General features: G+C 59.3%; 17 protein-coding genes. 3 read left to right on the top strand and 14 right to left on the bottom strand.

The features are described from left to right. Nucleotides 1–1,154, bottom strand: a 1,154-nt coding sequence (locus tag WCG50_RS10670; protein ID WP_336899581.1) for a DUF1501 domain-containing protein, incomplete at its 3' end; no start/stop codon positions are given. Nucleotides 1,155–1,173: 19 nt separating this feature from the next. Further along, complete coding sequence (locus WCG50_RS10665) at nucleotides 1,174–2,748, bottom strand: DUF1800 domain-containing protein (protein ID WP_336899580.1); 1,575 nt, start codon at nucleotides 2,746–2,748, stop codon at nucleotides 1,174–1,176. A 244-nt stretch (nucleotides 2,749–2,992) separates the two neighbouring features. On the opposite strand from WCG50_RS10665, the gene WCG50_RS10660 reads away from it, so the two are divergent. Together WCG50_RS10660 and WCG50_RS10655 are read left to right on the top strand one after the other, a co-directional pair. Further along, complete coding sequence (locus WCG50_RS10660) at nucleotides 2,993–3,814, top strand: substrate-binding domain-containing protein (protein ID WP_336899579.1); 822 nt, start codon at nucleotides 2,993–2,995, stop codon at nucleotides 3,812–3,814. Beyond that, on the top strand, nucleotides 3,786–6,416 hold the full coding sequence (locus tag WCG50_RS10655; RefSeq protein WP_336899578.1) for an EAL domain-containing protein: 2,631 nt from the start codon (nucleotides 3,786–3,788) through the stop codon (nucleotides 6,414–6,416). The genes WCG50_RS10660 and WCG50_RS10655 overlap by 29 nt, the downstream gene beginning before the upstream one ends. 117 nt (nucleotides 6,417–6,533) lie before the next feature. Here WCG50_RS10655 and WCG50_RS10650 read toward each other — a convergent pair whose 3' ends face one another. Both WCG50_RS10650 and WCG50_RS10645 read right to left on the bottom strand, forming a co-directional pair. Then, nucleotides 6,534–7,664, bottom strand: a complete 1,131-nt coding sequence (locus WCG50_RS10650) for an acyl-CoA dehydrogenase family protein (protein ID WP_336899577.1) — start codon at nucleotides 7,662–7,664, stop codon at nucleotides 6,534–6,536. A gap of 82 nt (nucleotides 7,665–7,746) precedes the next feature. Next, nucleotides 7,747–8,928 (bottom strand): acetyl-CoA C-acyltransferase, encoded by a 1,182-nt coding sequence (locus WCG50_RS10645; protein ID WP_336899576.1) that lies wholly within the window; start codon nucleotides 8,926–8,928, stop codon nucleotides 7,747–7,749. A 154-nt stretch (nucleotides 8,929–9,082) separates the two neighbouring features. Between WCG50_RS10645 and WCG50_RS10640 the strand changes: the two genes are divergently transcribed. After that, nucleotides 9,083–10,123 (top strand): AraC family transcriptional regulator, encoded by a 1,041-nt coding sequence (locus tag WCG50_RS10640; protein ID WP_336899575.1) that lies wholly within the window; start codon nucleotides 9,083–9,085, stop codon nucleotides 10,121–10,123. Nucleotides 10,124–10,132: 9 nt separating this feature from the next. Here the strand turns inward: WCG50_RS10640 and aceK are convergent, their stop codons facing one another. The 10 genes from aceK to WCG50_RS10590 all read right to left on the bottom strand — a co-directional run. Next, nucleotides 10,133–11,980 (bottom strand): bifunctional isocitrate dehydrogenase kinase/phosphatase, encoded by a 1,848-nt coding sequence (gene aceK / locus WCG50_RS10635; RefSeq protein WP_336899574.1) that lies wholly within the window; start codon nucleotides 11,978–11,980, stop codon nucleotides 10,133–10,135. Between the two features lie 16 nt (nucleotides 11,981–11,996). Next, complete coding sequence (gene can, locus WCG50_RS10630; RefSeq protein WP_336899573.1) at nucleotides 11,997–12,650, bottom strand: carbonate dehydratase; 654 nt, start codon at nucleotides 12,648–12,650, stop codon at nucleotides 11,997–11,999. Nucleotides 12,651–12,718: 68 nt separating this feature from the next. Next, nucleotides 12,719–13,900 (bottom strand): isovaleryl-CoA dehydrogenase, encoded by a 1,182-nt coding sequence (locus tag WCG50_RS10625; RefSeq protein ID WP_336899572.1) that lies wholly within the window; start codon nucleotides 13,898–13,900, stop codon nucleotides 12,719–12,721. Nucleotides 13,901–13,998: 98 nt separating this feature from the next. Further along, the gene (locus WCG50_RS10620; protein ID WP_336899571.1) at nucleotides 13,999–14,430 is read right to left on the bottom strand and encodes a PaaI family thioesterase; all 432 of its coding nucleotides are present in this window, start codon (nucleotides 14,428–14,430) and stop codon (nucleotides 13,999–14,001) included. After that, nucleotides 14,427–14,855, bottom strand: coding sequence for a MerR family DNA-binding transcriptional regulator (locus WCG50_RS10615; protein WP_336899570.1), 429 nt, complete (start codon nucleotides 14,853–14,855; stop codon nucleotides 14,427–14,429). Before WCG50_RS10615 ends, WCG50_RS10620 begins: the two co-directional genes overlap by 4 nt. Before the next feature lie 244 nt (nucleotides 14,856–15,099). Then, nucleotides 15,100–16,005 carry a SprT family zinc-dependent metalloprotease gene (locus tag WCG50_RS10610; protein WP_336899569.1) on the bottom strand — a complete coding sequence of 302 codons (906 nt, stop codon included), beginning with the start codon at nucleotides 16,003–16,005 and terminating at the stop codon, nucleotides 15,100–15,102. A 10-nt stretch (nucleotides 16,006–16,015) separates the two neighbouring features. Further along, nucleotides 16,016–16,750, bottom strand: coding sequence for a lysophospholipid acyltransferase family protein (locus tag WCG50_RS10605; RefSeq protein ID WP_336899568.1), 735 nt, complete (start codon nucleotides 16,748–16,750; stop codon nucleotides 16,016–16,018). Nucleotides 16,751–16,826: 76 nt separating this feature from the next. Next, nucleotides 16,827–17,387 (bottom strand): D-glycero-beta-D-manno-heptose 1,7-bisphosphate 7-phosphatase, encoded by a 561-nt coding sequence (gmhB, locus tag WCG50_RS10600; RefSeq protein WP_336899567.1) that lies wholly within the window; start codon nucleotides 17,385–17,387, stop codon nucleotides 16,827–16,829. 52 nt (nucleotides 17,388–17,439) lie between these two features. Beyond that, complete coding sequence (gene glyS / locus WCG50_RS10595; RefSeq protein WP_336899566.1) at nucleotides 17,440–19,572, bottom strand: glycine--tRNA ligase subunit beta; 2,133 nt, start codon at nucleotides 19,570–19,572, stop codon at nucleotides 17,440–17,442. Nucleotides 19,573–19,615: 43 nt separating this feature from the next. Further along, a partial coding sequence (locus WCG50_RS10590; protein WP_336899565.1) for a glycine--tRNA ligase subunit alpha occupies nucleotides 19,616–20,106 on the bottom strand: 491 nt, incomplete at its 5' end.

The following is a 20,106-nucleotide window of genomic DNA, read 5'->3' as shown; positions in this document are numbered from 1 at the left end:
CCCGCAAACACCTGCCCGCTTTGCGCCGGGCTCAGCCCATAGAGCCGGGCAAAGAGCCCGCCCAGCACCGCACGGTAGTCGTTGAGCACCGGGAAATCACGGTTCTGGAACAGCGTGCCGGGCGTCACCGCCACCTGTTCGCCAGCGATTTTGTTGCCCCGAATACCCCCACCCAGCACCCAGAAAACGCTGCCATGCCCGTGGTCGGTGCCCTGATTGCCGTTCTGGCGAAACGTGCGGCCAAACTCGCTCATGACGACCACCGTGGTATTGCGCCACTGGTCGCCCATCTCCTGTGCAAAGCCCGCCAAACCATGGCCCAGCTCGTCAAACCGGTTGGCCAGATAACCACTGGCGCCGCCCTGGTTCACATGGGTGTCCCAGCCGCCGACATCCACAAATCCGATGTTGTAGCGATCTTTCATCAGTCGCGCAATGCGCCGGGCCTCCAGCTCGAAGCCTTTGGCACTGATGGCGCTGCGGTTGGCGGCGTCCATCTCGCCCGTCAACTCCCGCAGCACCTCGTCGCGCACGGCAAAACCGCCCGCAACACTTTTGGCCAGCCCGGTGCCCTGGTACATCGACGCAATGATGCTGCTCTGGCGGGCATCGACGGCGGGTTTGGCCACCGAACGCAGCGCCGTATTGGCCACCTGCACGCCGCCCTGAAACACCAGCGGAAGCTGGTCAGTGAATGACATCGGTGCCGCACCCTGAATCACGGCGGCAAGCCGGTTCAAAAACCCCGAGCGGTAGTTCTTGCTTTGGTCCAGCGGCTGGCCGAGTTCCATGCTGTCCTGCGTTTCAAAATGGCTGCGCGAGGTGTCTGCGGTCCCGGCAAAGGGAATAAACGCGGCCTCGCCATTTTTGAACAACGGGTAAACCGTCTCACGCAAAGCCGGGTGCATGCCCCAATCAGCGTTCAAAGGCAAAGCTGAAGTGAGGTCGTTGGCGGGCCGGGCGATGGCGATGTTGGGCCGCGACTCGTAGTAAATATTGCTGCTCACGGGCACCAGCAAGTTGGCGGCATCGTAGCCGCCGCGCAAAAAAACCAGCAGAAACCGGGGCAGGTTGGCGCCTGCGGCCAGCAACTGGCCGGCGCCGACCGTGAGCACAGAAGCACCCAAGGCATGAACAAATTGACGTCGTTGCATGGTCGCTCCCGCGGGGGTTTTAGCGCGCCATCATCTCAGGCGACGACAGCAAAAAGGTATTCCACTCCGGGGCGGATGCGGCCTGCTCCAGCGCCTTGCGCGTGCCGCTGCTCAAGGTTTTCTGGATCGACTGGAAATACAGCGCGTTGGAGAGTTGCGGAAAAGCGGCCCGCTCTTGTGGCTGCGCCCCATCGGACTTGAACAAGCCGGCACTGCCCGAACCAATCGCTTTGGCAATTTCAAAACGCAGCACCATCTGGCCCGGACTGGCCCAGGCCGACTCATTCACCGGGTAGCCATCCGGCGTCTGGTGCCCGTACAGCGGCTCGCCCATGCGGTTGAGCCAGTTCAGAATCGGTCCGGCATTGAGGATCGGCTTGTCGTCATACGCCAGCCGCACGGCCGAGATCACGTAGTGCATCGGGTCCTTGAACTTCTTGCCGGCGCCTTGCGCAAACTCGGGCGAGGTCAGCAGTGTTTTCAGCGTCTCCGCGATGTCGCCATCGGTGCGGGTAAAGGTCTGACTCATGCGCTGCAGCAAGGGCTGGGGCGGTTCATCGGCGAGCCAGAACTGGGCCAGTTTGCGGCTGATGAAGCGGGCGGTGGCAGGATGGCGCGCCAGTCGGGTAATCGCCTCGTCTACTTCTGCCAAACCCTTGCCGCGTAACGGCTGCCCCAGCAACTGTTTATCCCCTGCGTCATGCCGCGCCGGGTTGAACTCCATCAGGCCACGGCGCACGTAATGCGTTTGCAACTCATGCTTGCTGGTCGGGTTGCCGGGCTGCAGACTGACCCCAACGCCGGTCAGCACCCGCGCCAGCGCCTGCACATCGCCCTGGCTGTAACCCCCGTCCACGCCGAGTGTGTGAAGTTCCATCAGCTCACGGGCCAGGTTCTCATTGAGGCGCCCGACGCCGTTTTGATCGTTGTCCAGGTAACGCAGCATGGCCGGGTGGTAAACCACCGCCGCCAGCAGATCGCGAAATTTGCCCAGTGCGTGCGGGCGAATCGCCGACTCTTCATAGTCGCCCACCATCGCCCGCAGGTTGTGCTTGCTTTGCGCCACGCTGAAATGATTCAGCCAAAACCAGTTCATCTGCTCCTGCAACTGGTTGGGCGAATAAAGCGCCCGCAAGATATGGCGCGTGGCCGCCTCTTTGGCCAGCCGATTGAGCGCCTGCTGGTAACTTTGCTGAGCCGCTTTTTTGGCATCGTTGTCGGTCAAGGCCGCGACCTCTTTGCGTTGCTGCTCCAGGTCTTGCACCAGCGCCACCCAAGGACGTTGGCTGATCGTCATCGCCTGAATCTGGCTTTGGATGGCATCGGGCAGATGTGCGGCTGGCGGGTGGAGTTGCTGGTTCAGGTAGGCGTCGAAACTTTTGCGTCCCTGACTCTCGACCAAGGAAGAAGTCGCTCCCCAGGTCAGGCGATTGAGCCATTTGTAACTATCGCCCTGCGCGGGTGCGGGCGCAGCGGACACAGGGGCTGGACTGGTGTCGTGCTTCGTGGTTGGGGGTGCGGCACACCCTGCCATGAGAAAAACCAGACACCACGGTGCCACTGATTTCATGGCTGAGAAATTGCCTTTTCGCATGGGCGAATTATGCAGGTCGACTGCATTCTGACGAAATGGAGGCCACAAGCACTTGGTATGGCGCCTGCCCTTTTTTGCACTAGCGAAGTTTGATGACAACAACTGTCGAGAACTCCCTACAGTCGTGACGGATCAATTCTTTCATAATTATTCAACACACCCTGTGTCACGATATTGGGAGCTTATGAAAAATACTCGATTTGGGCAATTATGGGTTCTCGGATCTTGGGTCCTTGCGCCCCTCTTGACCTTGCTTTCCTGCGCTGCGGTGGCCGAAGAAATCAAGATTGGCGGAACCGGCAACGGACTCGGCACGATACGTCTGCTTGGCGCCGCTTTCTCAAAAACGAATCCCACGATGACGGTCACCGTGCTGGAAAGTCTGGGAAGCAGTGGTGCGATCAAGGCCGTCCCCAGAGGGGCGCTTGACATTGGGATTGCTTCACGCGTTCCGACCGATGCTGAACGCAAAGATGGCTTGCTTGCAACAGAATATGCACGCACGCCCACGGTGCTGGCGGTGTCGATGAAATCACGCGTCACAGGTATTACGCGTGCACAGGTCGCCGACATATACGCCGGCACGTTGGTCAAATGGCCTGATGGCACCGTCATTCGCCCCGTTCTGCGTCAACCGGATGACGACAACACCAAGCAATTGAAGAGTCTTTCTGCAGGGATTGAGAAGGCGGTTCTCATCGCAGAAACTCGTCCGGGACTCCCGTTCGCGGTCATCGATCAGGAAGCCGCAGACAAAATAGAAAGCATCCCCGGTGCGATTGGCGTCACCACTTTGGCGCTCATCAGGTCCGAGCATCGCTCATTACGTGCCCTGAGTATCGATAACCTGGAGCCGTCTCCTAAAAACGGCGCTTCGGGTGACTACACCCTCATCAAACGCTTTTATTTCGTCACAAAAGCCGTCCCAACGCGGCTGTGCAAAAGTTTTTTGAATTCATCAAATCCGCTGCCGGGCGTGAAGTTCTGTTGCAGACGGGTCATTGGATTCCTTGACGTTTCGTTGACGCTGCACCCACATGGCCAAGCTGAAAGTTGCACGCGATGATCAGGTAGCGCTGATCATTTCACGCATGGCCATGGCCGTCGCCTTGGCTGTGACGGTCAGCCTGCCGCTTGGCTATGCCATCACGGCACTGGACAATGCCAAGGATTCTTTGGAATTCAAGGCAAAGGTCAAGGCTTCGGCCTTGAACGGTTTGATCGCCAATGCACCGGACGTTTGGATGTTCGCGGAGAACCGTATTCAGGGGCTCATTTCACGTGAGCCAGTGCCACTGACTAATGAGTTGGTTCAGATATTCGATGCCCAAGGCAAGCTTTTACTGGAAAGCGGGACGTCACCACCCACACCGGCCCTGAGCAGAAGCTACGCATTAACCGACGCGGGACAAGTTGTCGGCCGCATCGCTGTTACCGGGTCTCAGAGACAACTAGCCCTCAACACCCTTGTCGCCACACTGGTCGGGCTGGCGCTCGGTCTTTTGGTCTTCGTGGTCATGCGTATTTTGCCGCTGCGCGCACTTCGCAAAATTACCGATGCACTGACTGAAGAACGAGACCGCGTCAAAGCGATGTTGCACGCTATCGGTGACGGGGTCATCACAACCGACGCGGGTGGCATTGTCAGGCACTTGAACCAGGCAGCCTTGGCGATATTCGACGCGGACTCGCAAAAACAGCTTGTCGGGCATGCCGTGGTTGATGTGATTGCCCCGGAATGCCGCGAGGCCTATACAGAACATCTCAAGCTCGTGCTGGGAGGCCAGTCGCTTCAACATCAATACGAAGTGATTGGGTTCAACGGTCGGCGTCGCTGGCTGGAGACCAGCGCTGTATCTTTGCAGGATCAGGGTAGAACGGTGCACCTGTCGGTCGCCCGTGACATCACTGAGCGAAAGAAGACAGACGCAGAACTGGAAAGACACCGCCATCAACTCGAAGAGATTGTGCAGGAAAGGACCGCGGATCTGCGCATCGCTGCAGCAGCCTTCGACTCGCAGGAGGCGATGATGGTGACCGATGCCAACCGCGTGATTCTCCAGGTCAATCGGGCGTTCACCCACATCACGGGCTACGCAGCCGATGAGGTTGTGGGTCAGGAACCCGACCTGCTGAAGTCAGGGCGGCACACTTCCCATTTCTATGATGCCATGTGGGATGGCGCGAAACACGCAGGGGCCTGGCAGGGGGAAGTCTGGGATCGCCGCAAGAATGGCGAGGTTTATCCCAAGTGGATGACGCTTTCTGCCCTGAAGAACGAGGATGGCATCACCACCCATTACATCAGCGCTCACCATGACATCACCGCGCGCAAAGTGGCGGAAGAAGAAATCAGACACCTGGCCTTTTATGATCATCTGACCAGCCTCCCTAACCGCAGACTTTTACTGGATCGACTTGACCAGGCGATGACGTCAAGCGACCGCAGCAAACAATACGCGGCCCTGATGTTTATCGATCTCGATCATTTCAAGACGCTCAACGACACACTCGGCCATGACATTGGCGACCTGCTGCTGCAACAAGTCGCCAAACGACTTGAATCCTGCACCCGCGAGGGCGACACGGTGGCGCGTTTAGGGGGCGACGAATTTGTGGTGATGATTGAGGGACTGAGTCATGACGCGCCAGAAGCAACCCGTCAAACCGAATTAGTGGGCAACACCATTCTTGCGACCCTGAACCAGCCCTACCAACTCGCTCAGCACAAGTACAAAAGCACACCCAGCATCGGTGTCACCCTGTTCAATGAAAACATGGACACCCTTGGAGACCTCATGAAACAAGCCGATCTGGCCATGTACAAGGCCAAGGTCGGAGGGCGCAATGCCATCTGCTTTTTCGACACAGAGATGCAGCAGGCCGTCACGAACCGTTCCGCGCTGGAAAGCGCGTTGCGAGCGGCCATTGAGCAAGAGAACCTGGTGCTTCACTACCAGGCGCAGGTGGATGTGCATGGAAATTTGACCGGCGTTGAAGCCCTGGTACGTTGGCAGCACCCGCAACGGGGCCTTGTATCGCCGCTGGAATTTATCCCCCTCGCGGAAGAAACCGACCTGATCATCCCTTTGGGGCGTTGGGTACTCAAGGCAGCCTGCACGCAATTGGCCATGTGGGCCAATCAGGTGGCGTTGTCCCATTTGACGATGTCGGTCAACGTGAGCGCGGGGCAGTTCCATCAGAAATATTTTGTGGATGAAGTGATGGCCGTCATTGAGGGCACAGGGGTTGATCCCCGCAGGCTCAAGCTGGAGCTGACCGAGAGTCTTTTGGTGAAGGACGTGGAGGACATCATCGCCAAGATGCTTCTTCTGAAGGAGAAGGGAGTCCGTTTTTCATTGGATGACTTTGGCACGGGCTACTCATCGCTGTCACACCTGAAACGGCTTCCGTTGTACCAACTGAAGATCGACAAGTGTTTTGTCACGAATATTCTGACCGACGCCAACGATGCCGCCATTGCAAAAATGGTGCTCGTTCTGGCTGAAAGTTTGAGATTGAACGTCATCGCCGAGGGCGTCGAAACCGCCGCACAGAAAGACTTCCTGGCAGACCTGGGCTGCCATGGCTATCAAGGCTACTTATTCAGCCAGCCACTGCCGGCTGATGCATTCGAGGAATTTTCACAGAGCCATCTGCAAAGTTAACGATGAGTACCCCGTGGGGGCAATGTGGCCAACCCAAGTTGACCCAGTTGTTAATTTAAGCCTATTGGGGCAGCGCAGGCGTATCGGGTGACGCCCAGCCTGCCCCGCATCAGCGCATCAAGCCAGCGCGCGCTGGATGATGATTTTCTGCACGTCTGAGGTGCCTTCGTAAATCTGGCACACGCGCACGTCGCGGTAAATGCGCTCCACAGGGAAGTCGCTCACATAACCGTAGCCACCCAGGGTCTGGATCGCCACGCTGCACACCTGCTCCGCCATTTCACTGGCAAACAACTTGGCCATCGCCGCTTCTTTCAGGCACGGGCGACCGGCGTCGCGCAGGGCGGCGGCGTGCCAGATGAGTTGGCGCGCGGCCTCGATTTGCGTCGCGCAATCGGCCAGCCTGAACCCGACCGCCTGGTGGTTGAAGATCGGTTGGCCAAAGCTTTGGCGGTCTTTGGAATAGGCCAGCGCGGTCTCAAACGCACTGCGCGCCATGCCGACGCTTTGCGCGGCGATACCGATGCGACCACCTTCCAGCGCGCCGAGCGCAATCTTGTAGCCTTCGCCTTCTTTGCCGATCAGGTTCTCGGCCGGGATGCGGCAGTCGTCAAAGTTGATCTGCGCGGTGTCGCTGCTGTGCTGGCCGAGCTTGTCTTCGATGCGCGCCACCACGTAGCCGGGGGCCTTGGTTGGCACGATGAAGGCGCTCATGCCTTTTTTGCCAGCGCCCTTGTCGGTCACGGCGATCACGATGGCGACGTCGCCATTTTTGCCGCTGGTGATGAACTGCTTGACGCCGTTAATCACATACTCGTCGCCCACTTTCACGGCGGTGGTGCGCAGGCTGGAGGCGTCGGAACCGACATGCGGCTCGGTCAGACAAAACGCGCCCAGCATCTGGCCTTGCGCCAGCGGTGTCAGCCACTGCTTCTTTTGCGCGTCGTTGCCGTAGCGCATCAGGATGGCGTTGACCGGGCAGTTGGTCACGCTGATGGCGGTGCTGGTGCCACCGTCACCGGCCGCGATTTCTTCCAGCACCAGCGCCACCGTCAAATAGTCCATGTTGGCGCCGCCAAACTCTTCCGGCACGCAAATACCGTAAGCACCCAAGGCGGCCAGGCCTTTGTGCGCCTCCTTGGGGAAATAGTGCTCTTTGTCCCACTTGGCGGCGTGGGGCCACAGTTCGGCTTGGGCAAAGTCGCGAACCGCGTCGCGGATCATTTCCTGGTCTTGGGTGAGTAACATGGGTGGAGGGCTCTGGTATTTGTGAGAAATTTAAACAGAAGGGGGCTCGACCCCGTCCTACTTACGTAAGCAGCTATACAACTTATAGCATTTCAATGGCAACGGCGGTGCCTTCGCCGCCACCGATACACAGCGTCGCCACGCCTTTTTTCAGGCCACGGGCTTGCAGCGCGTACATCAGGGTCACCATGATGCGGGCGCCGGACGCGCCAATCGGGTGGCCCAGCGCGCAGGCGCCGCCATTCACGTTAACGATGTCGTGGCTCAGGCTCAGGTCATGCATCAGTGCCATCGGCACCACGGCAAAGGCTTCGTTCACTTCCCACAGGTCCACGTCTTTCACGGACCAACCGGCTTTTTCAAGGGCCTTGTTGACCGCGCCAACCGGGGCGGTGGCAAACCAGTTGGGTTCTTGCGCGTGCACCGCGTGGCTGACGATTTTGGCGAGCGGTTTGAGGCCCAGCTTGGCGGCGGTCGAGGCGCGCATCATCACCATGGCGGCCGCGCCGTCGCTGATGCTGGAACTGCTGGCCGCAGTGATGGTGCCGTCTTTTTTGAACGCGGGTTTCAGCGACGGGATTTTGTCGACCTTGACTTTGCCAGGGGCTTCGTCGGTCGAAATCACGGTGTCGCCGGCGCGCCCCCTGACCGTGACCGGTGTGATTTCCGGCGCAAACGCACCGGATTGGGTGGCCGCCACGGCGCGCTGGGCGCTGGTGATGGCGAAATTGTCTTGTTGTTCGCGCGTGAAACCGTATTTGGCGGCGCAGTCTTCGCCAAAGGTGCCCATTGAGCGACCGGCCTCATACGCATCTTCCAGGCCGTCGAGCATCATGTGGTCAAACATGCGGTCGTGGCCGATGCGGTAACCGCCCCGCGCTTTTTGCAACAGGTAGGGTGCGTTGGTCATGCTTTCCATGCCGCCGGCCACCACCACGTCAACACTGCCAGCCAGCAGCATGTCGTGGCCAAACATGGCCGCGCGCATGCCGGAGCCACACATTTTGGACAGTGTCACCGCACCAGCGCTGATCGGCAAACCGCCTTTGAACCCGGCTTGGCGTGCGGGCGCCTGGCCCTGGCCGGCCATCAGGCAATTGCCAAACAGCACTTCATTCACGGCTTCAGGCGCTACGCCCGAGCGCTCAACCGCTGCCTTGATGGCCGCGCCACCCAGGTCATTGGCCGACAGGGCCGAAAACACGCCCTGAAAGCTGCCCATAGGGGTGCGGGCAGCAGATACGATCACGATGGAATCAGTCATTTTTTAGTCCTTTTTTAAGAAAAATAAATCAGTCGTCACGGCGCTCGCGAAGACGGAACTTTGCTGTACTTTACGACTTCGGCACCACGCGCTCAATGCCCCAATCGCTCAACTTGGGTGCAATAATTTGCCACAGACCCGTAAACTTGAAATGATGGACATCAAAATCTTAGAAAAAGGCAGCATTTCGATTTGCTTTGTCCATGAAGCGCTGGTGTGCATTCGCAGTCGGGGGCTGGATCAAAGTGCCTTGCTGTTGCAGGCCGGTATTTCTCTGGAGCTGCTGGCATCCCCCAGCGCGCGGGTGTCGTCCAGGCAGTTCGGCGCACTGTGGCACCTGATTGCGCAAACGCTCGATGACGAATTCTTCGGCATGGACAGCCACCGCATGAAAGCCGGCAGTTTTACGCTGCTCTGCCACGCCGTGATTCACAGCGACACCCTGGAGCGGGCCTTGCGGCGCGCCATGCGCTTCTTGCGACTGGTGCTGGACGACATGGCGGGCGAGCTGTCCCGCGAGGGGGATACCGCGCACATCTTGTTGAAGAACCTGCCGACGGGCTCAGTGAGCGCTGGCGACACTTCACAACGCGCCTTTGCCTACGGCACTTACCTGATCATGTTGCATGGCTTGGCGTGCTGGTTGGTGGGGCGTCGCATACCGCTATCTACCGCTGATTTCTCTTGTCCTGAGCCGGTGTTCAGCGACGAGTGGCGAATTCTGTTCTCGCGCAATCTCAACTTCAACCAGACGCATTGCCGCATCAGCTTCCCCGCCCACTATCTGGACATGGGCAATATCCAGAATGAGCGCACGATGAAGGAGTTTCTACGCAGCGCCCCGGCCAATTTTTTGGTCAAGTACAAGAACAGCGACAGCCTTTCCGCCAAGATCCGCCGCCGCCTGCGGGAGTGGTCGCCCGCTGCGTGGCCTGATTTTGAGACCTTGGCCCACCAGCTCAACGCCTCGCCCGCCACGCTGCGCCGACGGCTCGACGACGAGGGAGAGTCCTACCGCGCGATCATGGATGAGCTGCGCCGCGACCTCGCCATTGCGCTGCTCAGCGACACCCAACTCAGCCTGTCGGATATTGCGGGTGAGTTGGGCTTTGCAGAAAGCAGCGCCTTCCACCGGGCCTTTAAAAAATGGACGGGAACCCGCCCGGGGGAATACCGCTGTCGCGTGGAGCGGTAAGTCGGAGGGTTAAATTGAAGAAGGCATTTGCGCGTCGATGCGGTCGGTATTGAAGCGTTTGCTCTGCTCGTAGGGGAACACGTCAAACACATGGCCTTGCTTGATGCGATCCTTGTGACTCTGCCAAAAGGCCGCGTCCAGCAAATCGGCATGGTGCTGCATGAACACTTTGCGCACCGTCGGGTTGCCCAGTAAGAAGGGGCCGAAGGTTTCGGGAAACACATCGTGCGGACCGACGTTGTACCAGACCTCGCCCGACATTTCTTCTTCTTCGTTGCGCGGTTCGGGCACCTTGCGGAACACCGAGTCTGTGATGTATTCGATCTCGTCGTAGTCGTAAAAAACCACCTTGCCGTGGCGCGTGATGCCGAAGTTTTTCCAGAGCATGTCGCCGGGGAAGATGTTGGCGGCCACCAGGTCTTTGATGGCGTTGCCGTACTCGACCACGCCGCGCTCGATCTGCTCACGCGCCCGGGCTGCCGTCGGACTGGTGTCGTTGGGATTAGCGCCACCGGCATCAAAGGCTTCCTGCAAATAGATGTTGAGCGGAATCATGCGCCGCTCAATGTAGACGTGTTTGATGATGACCTCGATACGGCCATCACCATCGCGGTCGCTGATCTCCAACTGGCTGGGCGCAAACTTCTGGATCTCGGCAATCAGTTCATCGTCAAACCGGTCACGCGGAAAACCAACCTCGCTGTACTCCAGCGTGTCGGCCATGCGGCCCACGCGGTCGTGCTGTTTGACCAGCAAATACTTGCCCTTGATCTGCTCGCGGCTGGTCTCCTTGGGCGGCGGGTAAAAGTCTTTGATAACCTTGAACACATAGGGAAAAGACGGCAAGTCAAACACCAGCATCACCATGCCTTTGATGCCGGGTGCGATGCGGAACTTGTCGGTGGAGTGGCGCAGGTGGTGAAGGAAGTCGCGGTAAAACAGCGTCTTGCCCTGCTTGGCCAGGCCCAGTGCGTTGTAGATTTCGTTGCGCGGTTTGCGCGGCATCATGCTGCGCAAAAACTGCACATAGGCCGAGGGAATTTCCATGTCGACCATGAAGTAGGCGCGCGCAAAGCTGAACAGCATCAGCAGGTCGTCCTCGCCAAAGAGCGCGGCGTCAATCACCAGTTTGCCTGCCCGGTTGTGCAGCACCGGCAGCGCAAACGGGAACTCATTAAAACCGTTGATCAGCTTGCCCACGATGTAGGCGCCCTTGTTGCGGTAGAACATACCAGTGAGCACTTGAAACTGAAAATTGGCGCGCAGCTTGGTATCCATCAAACGCTCCGCCATGGCGGCCTGAACCAGTGCCGCATCGCGGTCAGCATCCTCGAAGGCCAGGCGCAGGTCAAAGTCCTTGAACATCTGCACCAGTACCGTTTGCAGGTTGGCGGGCGTGGGGTAGTAGGAACGGTAAGTGGGGCGCGACTCGGGTTCGCCGTTTTCGATGTACTCGGTGCTGACCGCCGGGCGCACAAAGATGAAGTCGTTCTGGAAATAACTGCGGTGCAAAATTTTGGTGGTAACCGAGTTAAAGAAGGTCTCAGCCAGCTCCGGCTGGTGGTGATTCACCAACAACCCGATGTAGTGCAACTTCACCTGCTGCCAGATGTCCATCACCTGCTCACCGGCCTTGAACTCGCGCTCCAGCCGGTTGGAACACTCGCGCACCCGCAGGTCATAAAACTCGATGCGCTCGCGCTGGGCGCGCTGCTGACCGTGCCAGTCGGCCGTTTCGAACCGGTGCTTGGCACGCGCCGACTCGGTTCTGAAGAGTTGGTAGTGGCGGTTAAACCCATCCATCATCGCTTTGGCGATGTCATAGGCCAGGGTCGAGTCAAGACGGGTGGGAAACATAGAGTGCCTTACCGAATCAAGTACAGCGCGGGTAGCGCCTGAAAGCATTGCGAAACACCGGCACCACGTCGCTGGGGCCTTGCATGGTGACGCCCATGTCTTTCACCAAGCCATCTTTGAGGCCATAGCACCAGCCGTGCACCGCTACTTTTTGGCCACGCCCCCAGGCGTCCTGCATCACGTTGGACATGGCCACATTGCCAACCTGCTCAATCACATTCATCTCGCACAGCACGTCTTCCTGCTCGGCAACCGTGAGGTGGTCAATGCGCTGACGGTGCCGCATCTTGACGTCTTGCACATGGCGCAGCCAGTTGTCGGCCAAACCGACGCGGGTGCCACGTAAAGCCGCCAGCACACCACCACAACCGTAATGCCCCACCACCATGATGTGCTCGACCTTGAGGTGGTCCACCGCAAACTGGATCACAGACAAGGCATTGAGGTCGGAGTGCACCACCACGTTGGCAATATTGCGGTGCACGAACACTTCACCCGGGTCCAACCCGGTGATTTCGTTGGCGGGCACGCGGCTGTCGGAGCAGCCAATCCAAAGGTATTTGGGTGACTGCTGTTGCGCCAACTGGCTGAAAAAGCCAGGTCGCTGCAACGCCATGCGGGTCGCCCAGTCGCGGTTATTGTCAAAGAGGTGTTGGAGAGATTGAGTCATGAACACATCTTAAACAATTGGCGAGCGGGCCTACCTTGTGTGGGGTGGGCTAACTGCCCCGAAAAGGTTTAACAAGTTTCGGCAAACAATTCACGCCCGATCAGCATGCGGCGAATCTCGCTGGTGCCCGCGCCAATTTCATAGAGCTTGGCATCGCGCCACAGGCGGCCCAGCGGGTAGTCGTTGATGTAGCCGTTGCCACCAAAAATCTGCACACCGTCGCCCGCCATTTTGGTGGCCTGCTCGGCGCACCACAAAATGACCGAAGCGCAGTCTTTGCGCACCTGGCGCACATGCTCGACGCCCAGTGAGTCCAGATTCTTGGCCACCGTGTAGGCAAACGAGCGACCCGCTTGCAGCACGGTGTACATGTCAGCGACCTTGCCCTGAATCAACTGGAATTCACCAATGCTCTGGCCAAACTGTTTGCGGTCGTGAATGTAAGGCAGCACGCTGTCCATCACCGACTGCATGATGCCCAAGGGGCCGCCGGTGAGCACCGCGCGTTCGTAATCCAGGCCGCTCATCAGCACCTTGGCGCCGCTGTTGAGGCCGCCCAGAATGTTTTGCGCGGGCACTTCGACATTGTTAAAAACGAGTTCGCCGGTGTGGGAGCCGCGCATGCCCAACTTATCGAGCTTTTGCGCGCATGAGAAACCTTTCATGCCTTTTTCGATCAGGAAAGCGGTGACGCCACGGGCGCCCATTTCGGGTTCGGTCTTGGCATAGACCACCAGCGTATCGGCGTCGGGGCCGTTGGTGATCCACATCTTGGTGCCGTTGAGCAGGTAGTAGCCGCTCTTGTCTTCCGCTTTGAGTTTCATGCTGATGACATCACTGCCAGCGCCCGGCTCGCTCATGGCCAGCGCACCCACGTGCTCGCCGGACACCAGCTTGGGCAGGTATTTGCTGCGCTGCTCGGGTGTGCCGTTGCGCTTGATCTGGTTCACGCACAAATTGCTGTGTGCGCCGTAGCTCAGGCCGACCGAGGCCGAGGCGCGCGAGATTTCTTCCATCGCAATCATGTGCGCGAGGTAGCCCATGTTGGCGCCGCCAAACTCTTCGCCCACCGTGATGCCGAGTACGCCGAGGTCGCCCATCTTGCGCCACAGGTCCATCGGGAACTGGTCGGTTTTGTCGATCTCGGCGGCGCGGGGTGCGATCTCGGCTTGCGCAAATTCGCGCACGGCGTCGCGCAAAGCGTCAATGTCTTCACCGAGTTGAAAGTTAAGGCCTGGCATGTTGTTCATGATTTTTGTCTCCTCTTGGCGTTGACTGGCTCAGCCCTGTCTCGGGCATGGATGAAAACCGCCTGCCCTGAGCCAGTCAAAGGGCGGCTGGTTGAATCTCAATAGGTCTTTGGCACCGGCATCAGGGTTTGCTGCATCACGGCGCACGGGTTGGTTTTGCCATCCACGGCCACATGCATGACCTCGGCGGTGGTCACGATGACGCGACGACCAGCTTTGACCACACGGCCGATGGCGCACAATTCGCCGCCCTGAAACGCGGCCATGAAATTGATTTTGTACTCCACGGTGGTGACTTCCATGCCCTCGGGCGCCATCGTCAACCCCGCATAGCCGCCCGCAATATCGGCCAGCGCGCCAATCGCGCCACCGTGAAAACCGTCTTGCTGCTGGGTCACTTTGTCTGAATAAGGCAAGGCGATTTCACACACGCCAGCTTCAACCCGCACCAGTCGGGCGTCCAGGTGTTGCATCAGGCCCTGGCGTGCAAAACTGGCCTGCACGCGCGTCCACAAGGCGTCGTTCGTCATGGCTTTTCTTTCGCTCCGTTATTTTTGGCTTCGCTTTGGCTGATGCTTTTGGCCAGCAAGGCTTTGGCCTCGCGCTGATGCACCTTGAGTTCGTCGAGGTTGTCCTGCAGATCGGCCATCTGGTCTTCCAGCTGCTTTTGGTGCGCGGCAATCACCACCAGAAACTTTTGCAACTGCGGCCCGGTGTCCCGTGGGCTGTCGTACATGTCAATGATTTCCTTGGCCTCGGTCAGGCTGAGTCCCAAGCGTTTGGCACGCAAGGTCAACTTCAGGCGGGTCCTGTCACGGCCGCTGTAAACCCGGGTGCGTTCGCCGGGACCTGAGCGCGTGGGTTGCAGCAAGCCCATGTCTTCGTAGAAGCGCATGGCCCGCGTGGTCAGGTCAAATTCCCGTGCCAAATCGCTGATGCTGTAGGTGATTGCCATAAATAGTGGTTATTAAAAGGATGTGTGTGCCTGAGCATACCGACCTTGAAACGAGTCATTAATTGACGTTTACGTAAACGTCAATTATCAGGTATTTCTGGTGTTCCCTGAAAAAAGAAACACGGCGGCCACGGACAGGCTCATTGCGTTTCCAGATCGATTCGACATGAGGCGCGAAGCCGCAGACAGTACGGACGTACGGCAAGGCGAAGCAACGACATGCCGGATGGATATGGAAATGGAATCAAACCCAGCGCGGGCTGGCTTCGTCCTTGAGTTGCCGGCGCAAGGCGGCGTAGTCGGGCACCACCGAGCGCACGGTGTCCCAAAAGCGTGGGCTGTGGTTCATCTCGCGCAGGTGGCTGAGTTCGTGGGCCACCACGTAGTCAATGACAGCTTGCCCAAAATGAACCAGCCGCCAGTTGAGCCGAATGGCGCCGTCAATGCGGGCACTGCCCCAGCGGGTGCGGGCGTTGCTGAGCGACAAACTGCGCCACTGCACCTGCAACAGCGGCCCAAAGTGATCCAGCCGCGCCACGAAATTGAGCTTGGCCTGGCGCATCAGCCAGGCTTGCACGGCGGCACGCATTTGATCCGGGGTGGCGCTGGACGGCAGGCTCAGCCACAGGGTCATAGGCTTGGCGGCCTCCTCTTCAAGGCCGCCACCCAGCGTTGCGGGAAGCAGCACGGCGGCCACGACGCCCCGTGCCGCCTTGACGCAGCGCGGGTCCAGCATAACGGTCAATACCTTACCTAAATACGGCACGGTGGTGCCATCGCACCACTCGATTTCCCGTGCCACCTGCTTCTGCTGCCGCACGGCGGTTTCGCCCAGTTTCTTGAGGATCCAGTCTGCCTTTTCGAGCAGGGCGGTGTCCACTTGCTTGAGCGTCACCCACGCTGGCGCTCGCACCGCCAAGCCCAGCGGACCGACCACGAACCCAATGGTGCGGCGCTTGCCGCGCTTGAACTCAAAGGCCACCAACGCGCCCGACAACAGCGCTTCACGGTTGGCGCGGGGATGGCGAAAGGCGATCGCCGACGGCGTTTGATTCGCTATTGATTCAATAGCTGTATGCACAGTATCGACGGGGGCTAGAGGCCTATTTATCTCAAAAAGATCGCGCGTGAACTTCAGCAGCGGATGCATGGCAGTCGGCTTACAGGTACGCCTCGGGGTCGATGCGACGCATTTCAGCCTCAATCCAGGCTTCGACCTCGCGCATCAGTTCCTTGGGCTCGCGGCCCACGCTCGGAATAGGCTTTCCGATAGACACCTGCACCACGCCCGAATACTTGGTAAAACCCAGCCGTGGCCAGCACTTACCCGACGACACGGCGATCGGAATGACCGGCGCACCACTCTCCACGGCGAGGCGGGTGCCGGCGGTTTGGTAGGTGCCTTTTTGGCCGCGGGCAATGCGCGTGCCCTCGGGAAACATGATGACCCAAGTGCCTTGGGACAACAGCCGCTTGCCCTGCTCGATGACGTGCTTCATGGCCAGCGCACGCGATTCGCGGTCGATGTGAATCATGTCGAGTCGCGCCATCGACCAGCCAAAAAATGGAATGCGCAGCAACTCGCGCTTGAAGACAAACGCCAGCGGGTGCGGCATCAGGGTCGGCAGCAGCAAGGTCTCAAGGGTGGACTGGTGTTTGGACAGCAAAATGGCGGGGCTGGTTGCGCCTTCGGGCAAGTTCTCCATGCCGCTGACCTTGACCTGAACGCCCAAAAACACACGGGTGCCCCAGATCACCAACCGAAACCAGTTGACGGCAAACCACCACAAGGGCGTGCGGCGGACCCAGACAGAAACCACCACCAGTGCGAAGCCCCACGGAATCACCGTGAGTACGATCCACGCCATGTGCAAAATCGAACGAATCAAAGACATTTAAGGTAAATAGGCCTCTAGCCCCCGTTGCAACTGCGCAAGCAGCTATTATTTTTATAGCACATTAACCATAGACTCACACCTCGCTGGACTCCTGCGCGATCAGATAGTCGGCGAAAGCCGCCAAGTCGTTATGGACCCGGGTTTCTTTGGGAAAGGTGTCTGGCAGGTTGCGACCCCGGTAGGCCGCCCCTTTGCCGGTCAGCACCAAGTGGGGGGCGCAACCGGCGGCCACGGCCGCCAGCACATCGCGCGCCGAGTCGCCCACCACCGGCACCGTGCGCAGGTCAATGCCGTAACGCTCACCAATCTGCTCGTACAAACCGGGCTCGGGCTTGCGGCAGCGGCAGCCCTCGTCGGGCGAATGCGGGCAATAAAAAATAGCATCCACCCGGCCGCCCACGGTAGCCAGCATTTTTTGCATCTTGGTGTGCATGGCATTGAGCGATGAAACGTCAAACAAACCACGCCCCAAACCCGACTGGTTGCTGGCCACCACCACATGCCAACCGGCATGGTTGAGCCGGGCGATGGCTTCCAGCGCGCCGGGCAGCGGCGTCCACTCTTCGGCGGATTTGACGAATTCGCTGCTGTCTTCGTTGATGGTGCCGTCGCGGTCAAGGATGACGATTTTCATGGCGCTAATGTTCAAAGGGAAACTCCAGACAGATCAAAGGGGGTGGTCACGCTCAAGTGGCCAGACGCGACAAATCGGCCACACGGTTCATGGCGTCGAACAAGCTTTTGAGCAGGCCCTGGCGATTCAGGCGCAAGTCCAGTTCTTCGGCGTTGACCATCACACCATCAAAGAAGGCGTCCACCGGCGCCCGCAACGCGGCCAGTGTTTGCAGCGAGGCGGTGTAATCGCCGGCCTCGAACTGGGTTTTAGCGAGCGGGGTCAGGTCTTTCATGGCCGCGTAAAGCGCCACTTCGGCAGGCTCTTTGAGCAGAATTTCGCTGACATGGGCATCCACCGCGTCGACCTTTTTCAGGATGTTGCCGATGCGCTTGTTGGCAGCTGCCAGGGCCGGGGCTTCAGGCAAAGCGGCAAAGGCGCGCACGGCGCTCAGGCGCTTGGCGACATCGCCCAAACGCTGGGGCCGCAAGGCCAGCACGGCATCGACCTCGCCAGCACTGTAGCCCTGCTCGCGCAGGGAACCGGCGAGGCGGTCGAACATGAAACCGGCCAGCGCGCTGGACGCATCCACGATCTTGTCGCCAAACGCAGGAACTGTTTCAGCCAGCAAAACGTCCAGTTGCAGGGGCAAATCTTGCTCGGCCAACATCCGGATCACACCCAGCGCATGACGGCGCAGCGCAAACGGGTCTTTGTCGCCGGTCGGCACGTTGCCGATGCCGAACATGCCCATCAAGGTTTCCAGCTTGTCGGCTAGCGCCACCACCAGGCCGGTGGTGTTGCGCGGCAAGGTGTCACCGGCAAAGCGGGGTTTGTAGTGATCTTCGATCGCAACCGCGATGTCGTCGCCGAGGCCGTCATGGCGGGCGTAGTAGCCGCCCATGATGCCTTGCAACTCGGGGAATTCACCCACCATGTCGGTCAGCAAATCGGTCTTGGCCAACCGTGCGGCGGTGTCGGCTTGCAACGCCAGCCCAGCGCCGCCCAGTTGTTGACCGATGGCGCGTGCAATGGCGCGCACGCGCTCGACGCGCTCGCCCTGGGTGCCCAGTTTGTTGTGATAGACCACCTTGTCGAGCCCGGCCACGCGCGATTCAAGCGTTTTCTTGCGGTCCTGGTCAAAGAAGAACTTGGCATCGGCCAGACGCGGGCGCACCACGCGCTCGTTGCCGCCGATGACGAAGCTCGCATCGTCGGGGCAGATGTTGCTAACCACAAGGAATTTGTTGGTCAACTTGCCTGCAGCGTCGAGCAGCGGAAAGTATTTCTGGTTGGCCTTCATGGTCAAAATCAGGCACTCTTGCGGCACGCCCAAAAACTGTTCCTCGAATTCGCACACCAGCACGTTCGGGCGTTCCACCAGACCGGTCACTTCATCGAGCAAGGCGTCGTCGTCGATCGCCTTGACGCCGCCACCGATGCGGGTCGCTGCTGCTGCCAACTGGCGCACGATCTCGGCGCGGCGCTCGGTAAACGACGCAATCACCGCACCGTCGCGGGCCAGCGTGGCGGCATAACTGTCGGCATCGGCCAACACCACGGGCGACACTTTGGCTTCAAATCGGTGACCTTGCGTGGTGTTGCCCGCAGACAAGCCCAGCACCTTGACCGGCACCACGGTGCTGCCGTGCAGCGCCACCAAACCGTGCGCGGGGCGCACAAAGTTGACGCTGCTCCAGCCCGGCAGCTCGCAATCGGTCTCCAACTGGTAGCTCATGACCTTGGGGATGGGCAGCTTGGCAATGGCTTCTTCAAGCGCTTTTTGCAAGCCGGTGTCGAGCGTGGCACCGGTGACGAGGTTGTCATAAAACAGCGCTTCGGCCTTGCCGTCGGGCGCATGTTTCAAGGCGGCCACCACGGCGGCAGGGTTGCTTAAATCGGCACCCAGGGCTTGCAGTTTTTTGAGCAGTGCGGGCGTGGCGCCACCGTTGGCATCCAGCCCCACCGCCACCGGCATGAGCTTTTGCTGCACCGCCTTGTCGGCGGCTTTGAGCCAGACATGGCTGATGTGGGCCGCCAGACGGCGCGGCGAGGCAAAAGCCGTCACCACCGAGTCGGCACCGGCCAACCCTTGTGCGCGCAATTGGTCAGCCAACTGGCCGGCAAATGCCTCGCCCAATTTTTTGAGCGCCTTGGGCGGCAATTCTTCAACAAATAATTCAACAAGCAGGTTTTTAGTGGTCATGGTCGTGTTCTTTTTACCGTTCGGGCTGAGCTTGTCGAAGCGCTCAGGCTGCCTTCTTTGGCATCTGAGCGACCCATTCGGGCGGGGCCATCGGGAAACCCAGGCGCTCGCGGCTTTCAAGATAGCTCTGCGCGACGCTGCGCGCCAGGTTGCGGATGCGCCCCATGTAGGCAGCACGCTCAGTCACGCTGATGGCGCCACGGGCGTCAAGCAGGTTGAAGCTGTGCGCGCACTTGAGCACTTGCTCATAAGCCGGCAAGGCCAGTTGCACCTCAATCAAATGCTTGGCCTGCTTTTCGTGCGCTGCAAAGGCGGTGAACAAAAAGTCGGCATCGCTGTGCTCGAAGTTGTAGGCCGATTGCTCTTTTTCGTTTTGCAGGTAGACATCACCGTAGGTCATGGTGTCGGTCCATTGCAGGTTGTAGACGCTGTCCACCCCTTGCAAATACATGGCCAGGCGCTCCAGGCCGTAGGTAATTTCGCCGGTGATGGGCTTGCAGTCGATGCCGCCGACCTGCTGGAAGTAGGTGAACT

Origin of the sequence: Rhodoferax sp. (assembly GCF_037143375.1) — a bacterium.
GTDB lineage: Bacteria > Pseudomonadota > Gammaproteobacteria > Burkholderiales > Burkholderiaceae_C > Rhodoferax.
This window is presented reverse-complemented; position numbering and strand designations above follow the sequence as displayed.

Bases quoted from the DNA above. Each gene is read 5' to 3' on its own strand.
- WCG50_RS10665 (WP_336899580.1), bottom strand. From the start codon at position 2,748: ATGCGAAAAGGCAATTTCTCAGCCATGAAATCAGTGGCACCGTGGTGT.
- WCG50_RS10645 (WP_336899576.1), bottom strand. From the start codon at position 8,928: ATGACTGATTCCATCGTGATCGTATCTGCTGCCCGCACCCCTATGGGC.
- WCG50_RS10650 (WP_336899577.1), bottom strand. From the start codon at position 7,664: ATGTTACTCACCCAAGACCAGGAAATGATCCGCGACGCGGTTCGCGAC.
- WCG50_RS10620 (WP_336899571.1), bottom strand. From the start codon at position 14,430: ATGACGAACGACGCCTTGTGGACGCGCGTGCAGGCCAGTTTTGCACGC.
- WCG50_RS10615 (WP_336899570.1), bottom strand. From the start codon at position 14,855: ATGGCAATCACCTACAGCATCAGCGATTTGGCACGGGAATTTGACCTG.
- WCG50_RS10610 (WP_336899569.1), bottom strand. From the start codon at position 16,005: ATGCATCCGCTGCTGAAGTTCACGCGCGATCTTTTTGAGATAAATAGG.
- gmhB (WP_336899567.1), bottom strand. From the start codon at position 17,387: ATGAAAATCGTCATCCTTGACCGCGACGGCACCATCAACGAAGACAGC.
- WCG50_RS10605 (WP_336899568.1), bottom strand. From the start codon at position 16,750: ATGTCTTTGATTCGTTCGATTTTGCACATGGCGTGGATCGTACTCACG.
- WCG50_RS10655 (WP_336899578.1), top strand. From the start codon at position 3,786: ATGGCCAAGCTGAAAGTTGCACGCGATGATCAGGTAGCGCTGATCATT.
- aceK (WP_336899574.1), bottom strand. From the start codon at position 11,980: ATGTTTCCCACCCGTCTTGACTCGACCCTGGCCTATGACATCGCCAAA.
- glyS (WP_336899566.1), bottom strand. From the start codon at position 19,572: ATGACCACTAAAAACCTGCTTGTTGAATTATTTGTTGAAGAATTGCCG.
- WCG50_RS10625 (WP_336899572.1), bottom strand. From the start codon at position 13,900: ATGAACAACATGCCAGGCCTTAACTTTCAACTCGGTGAAGACATTGAC.
- can (WP_336899573.1), bottom strand. From the start codon at position 12,650: ATGACTCAATCTCTCCAACACCTCTTTGACAATAACCGCGACTGGGCG.
- WCG50_RS10640 (WP_336899575.1), top strand. From the start codon at position 9,083: ATGGACATCAAAATCTTAGAAAAAGGCAGCATTTCGATTTGCTTTGTC.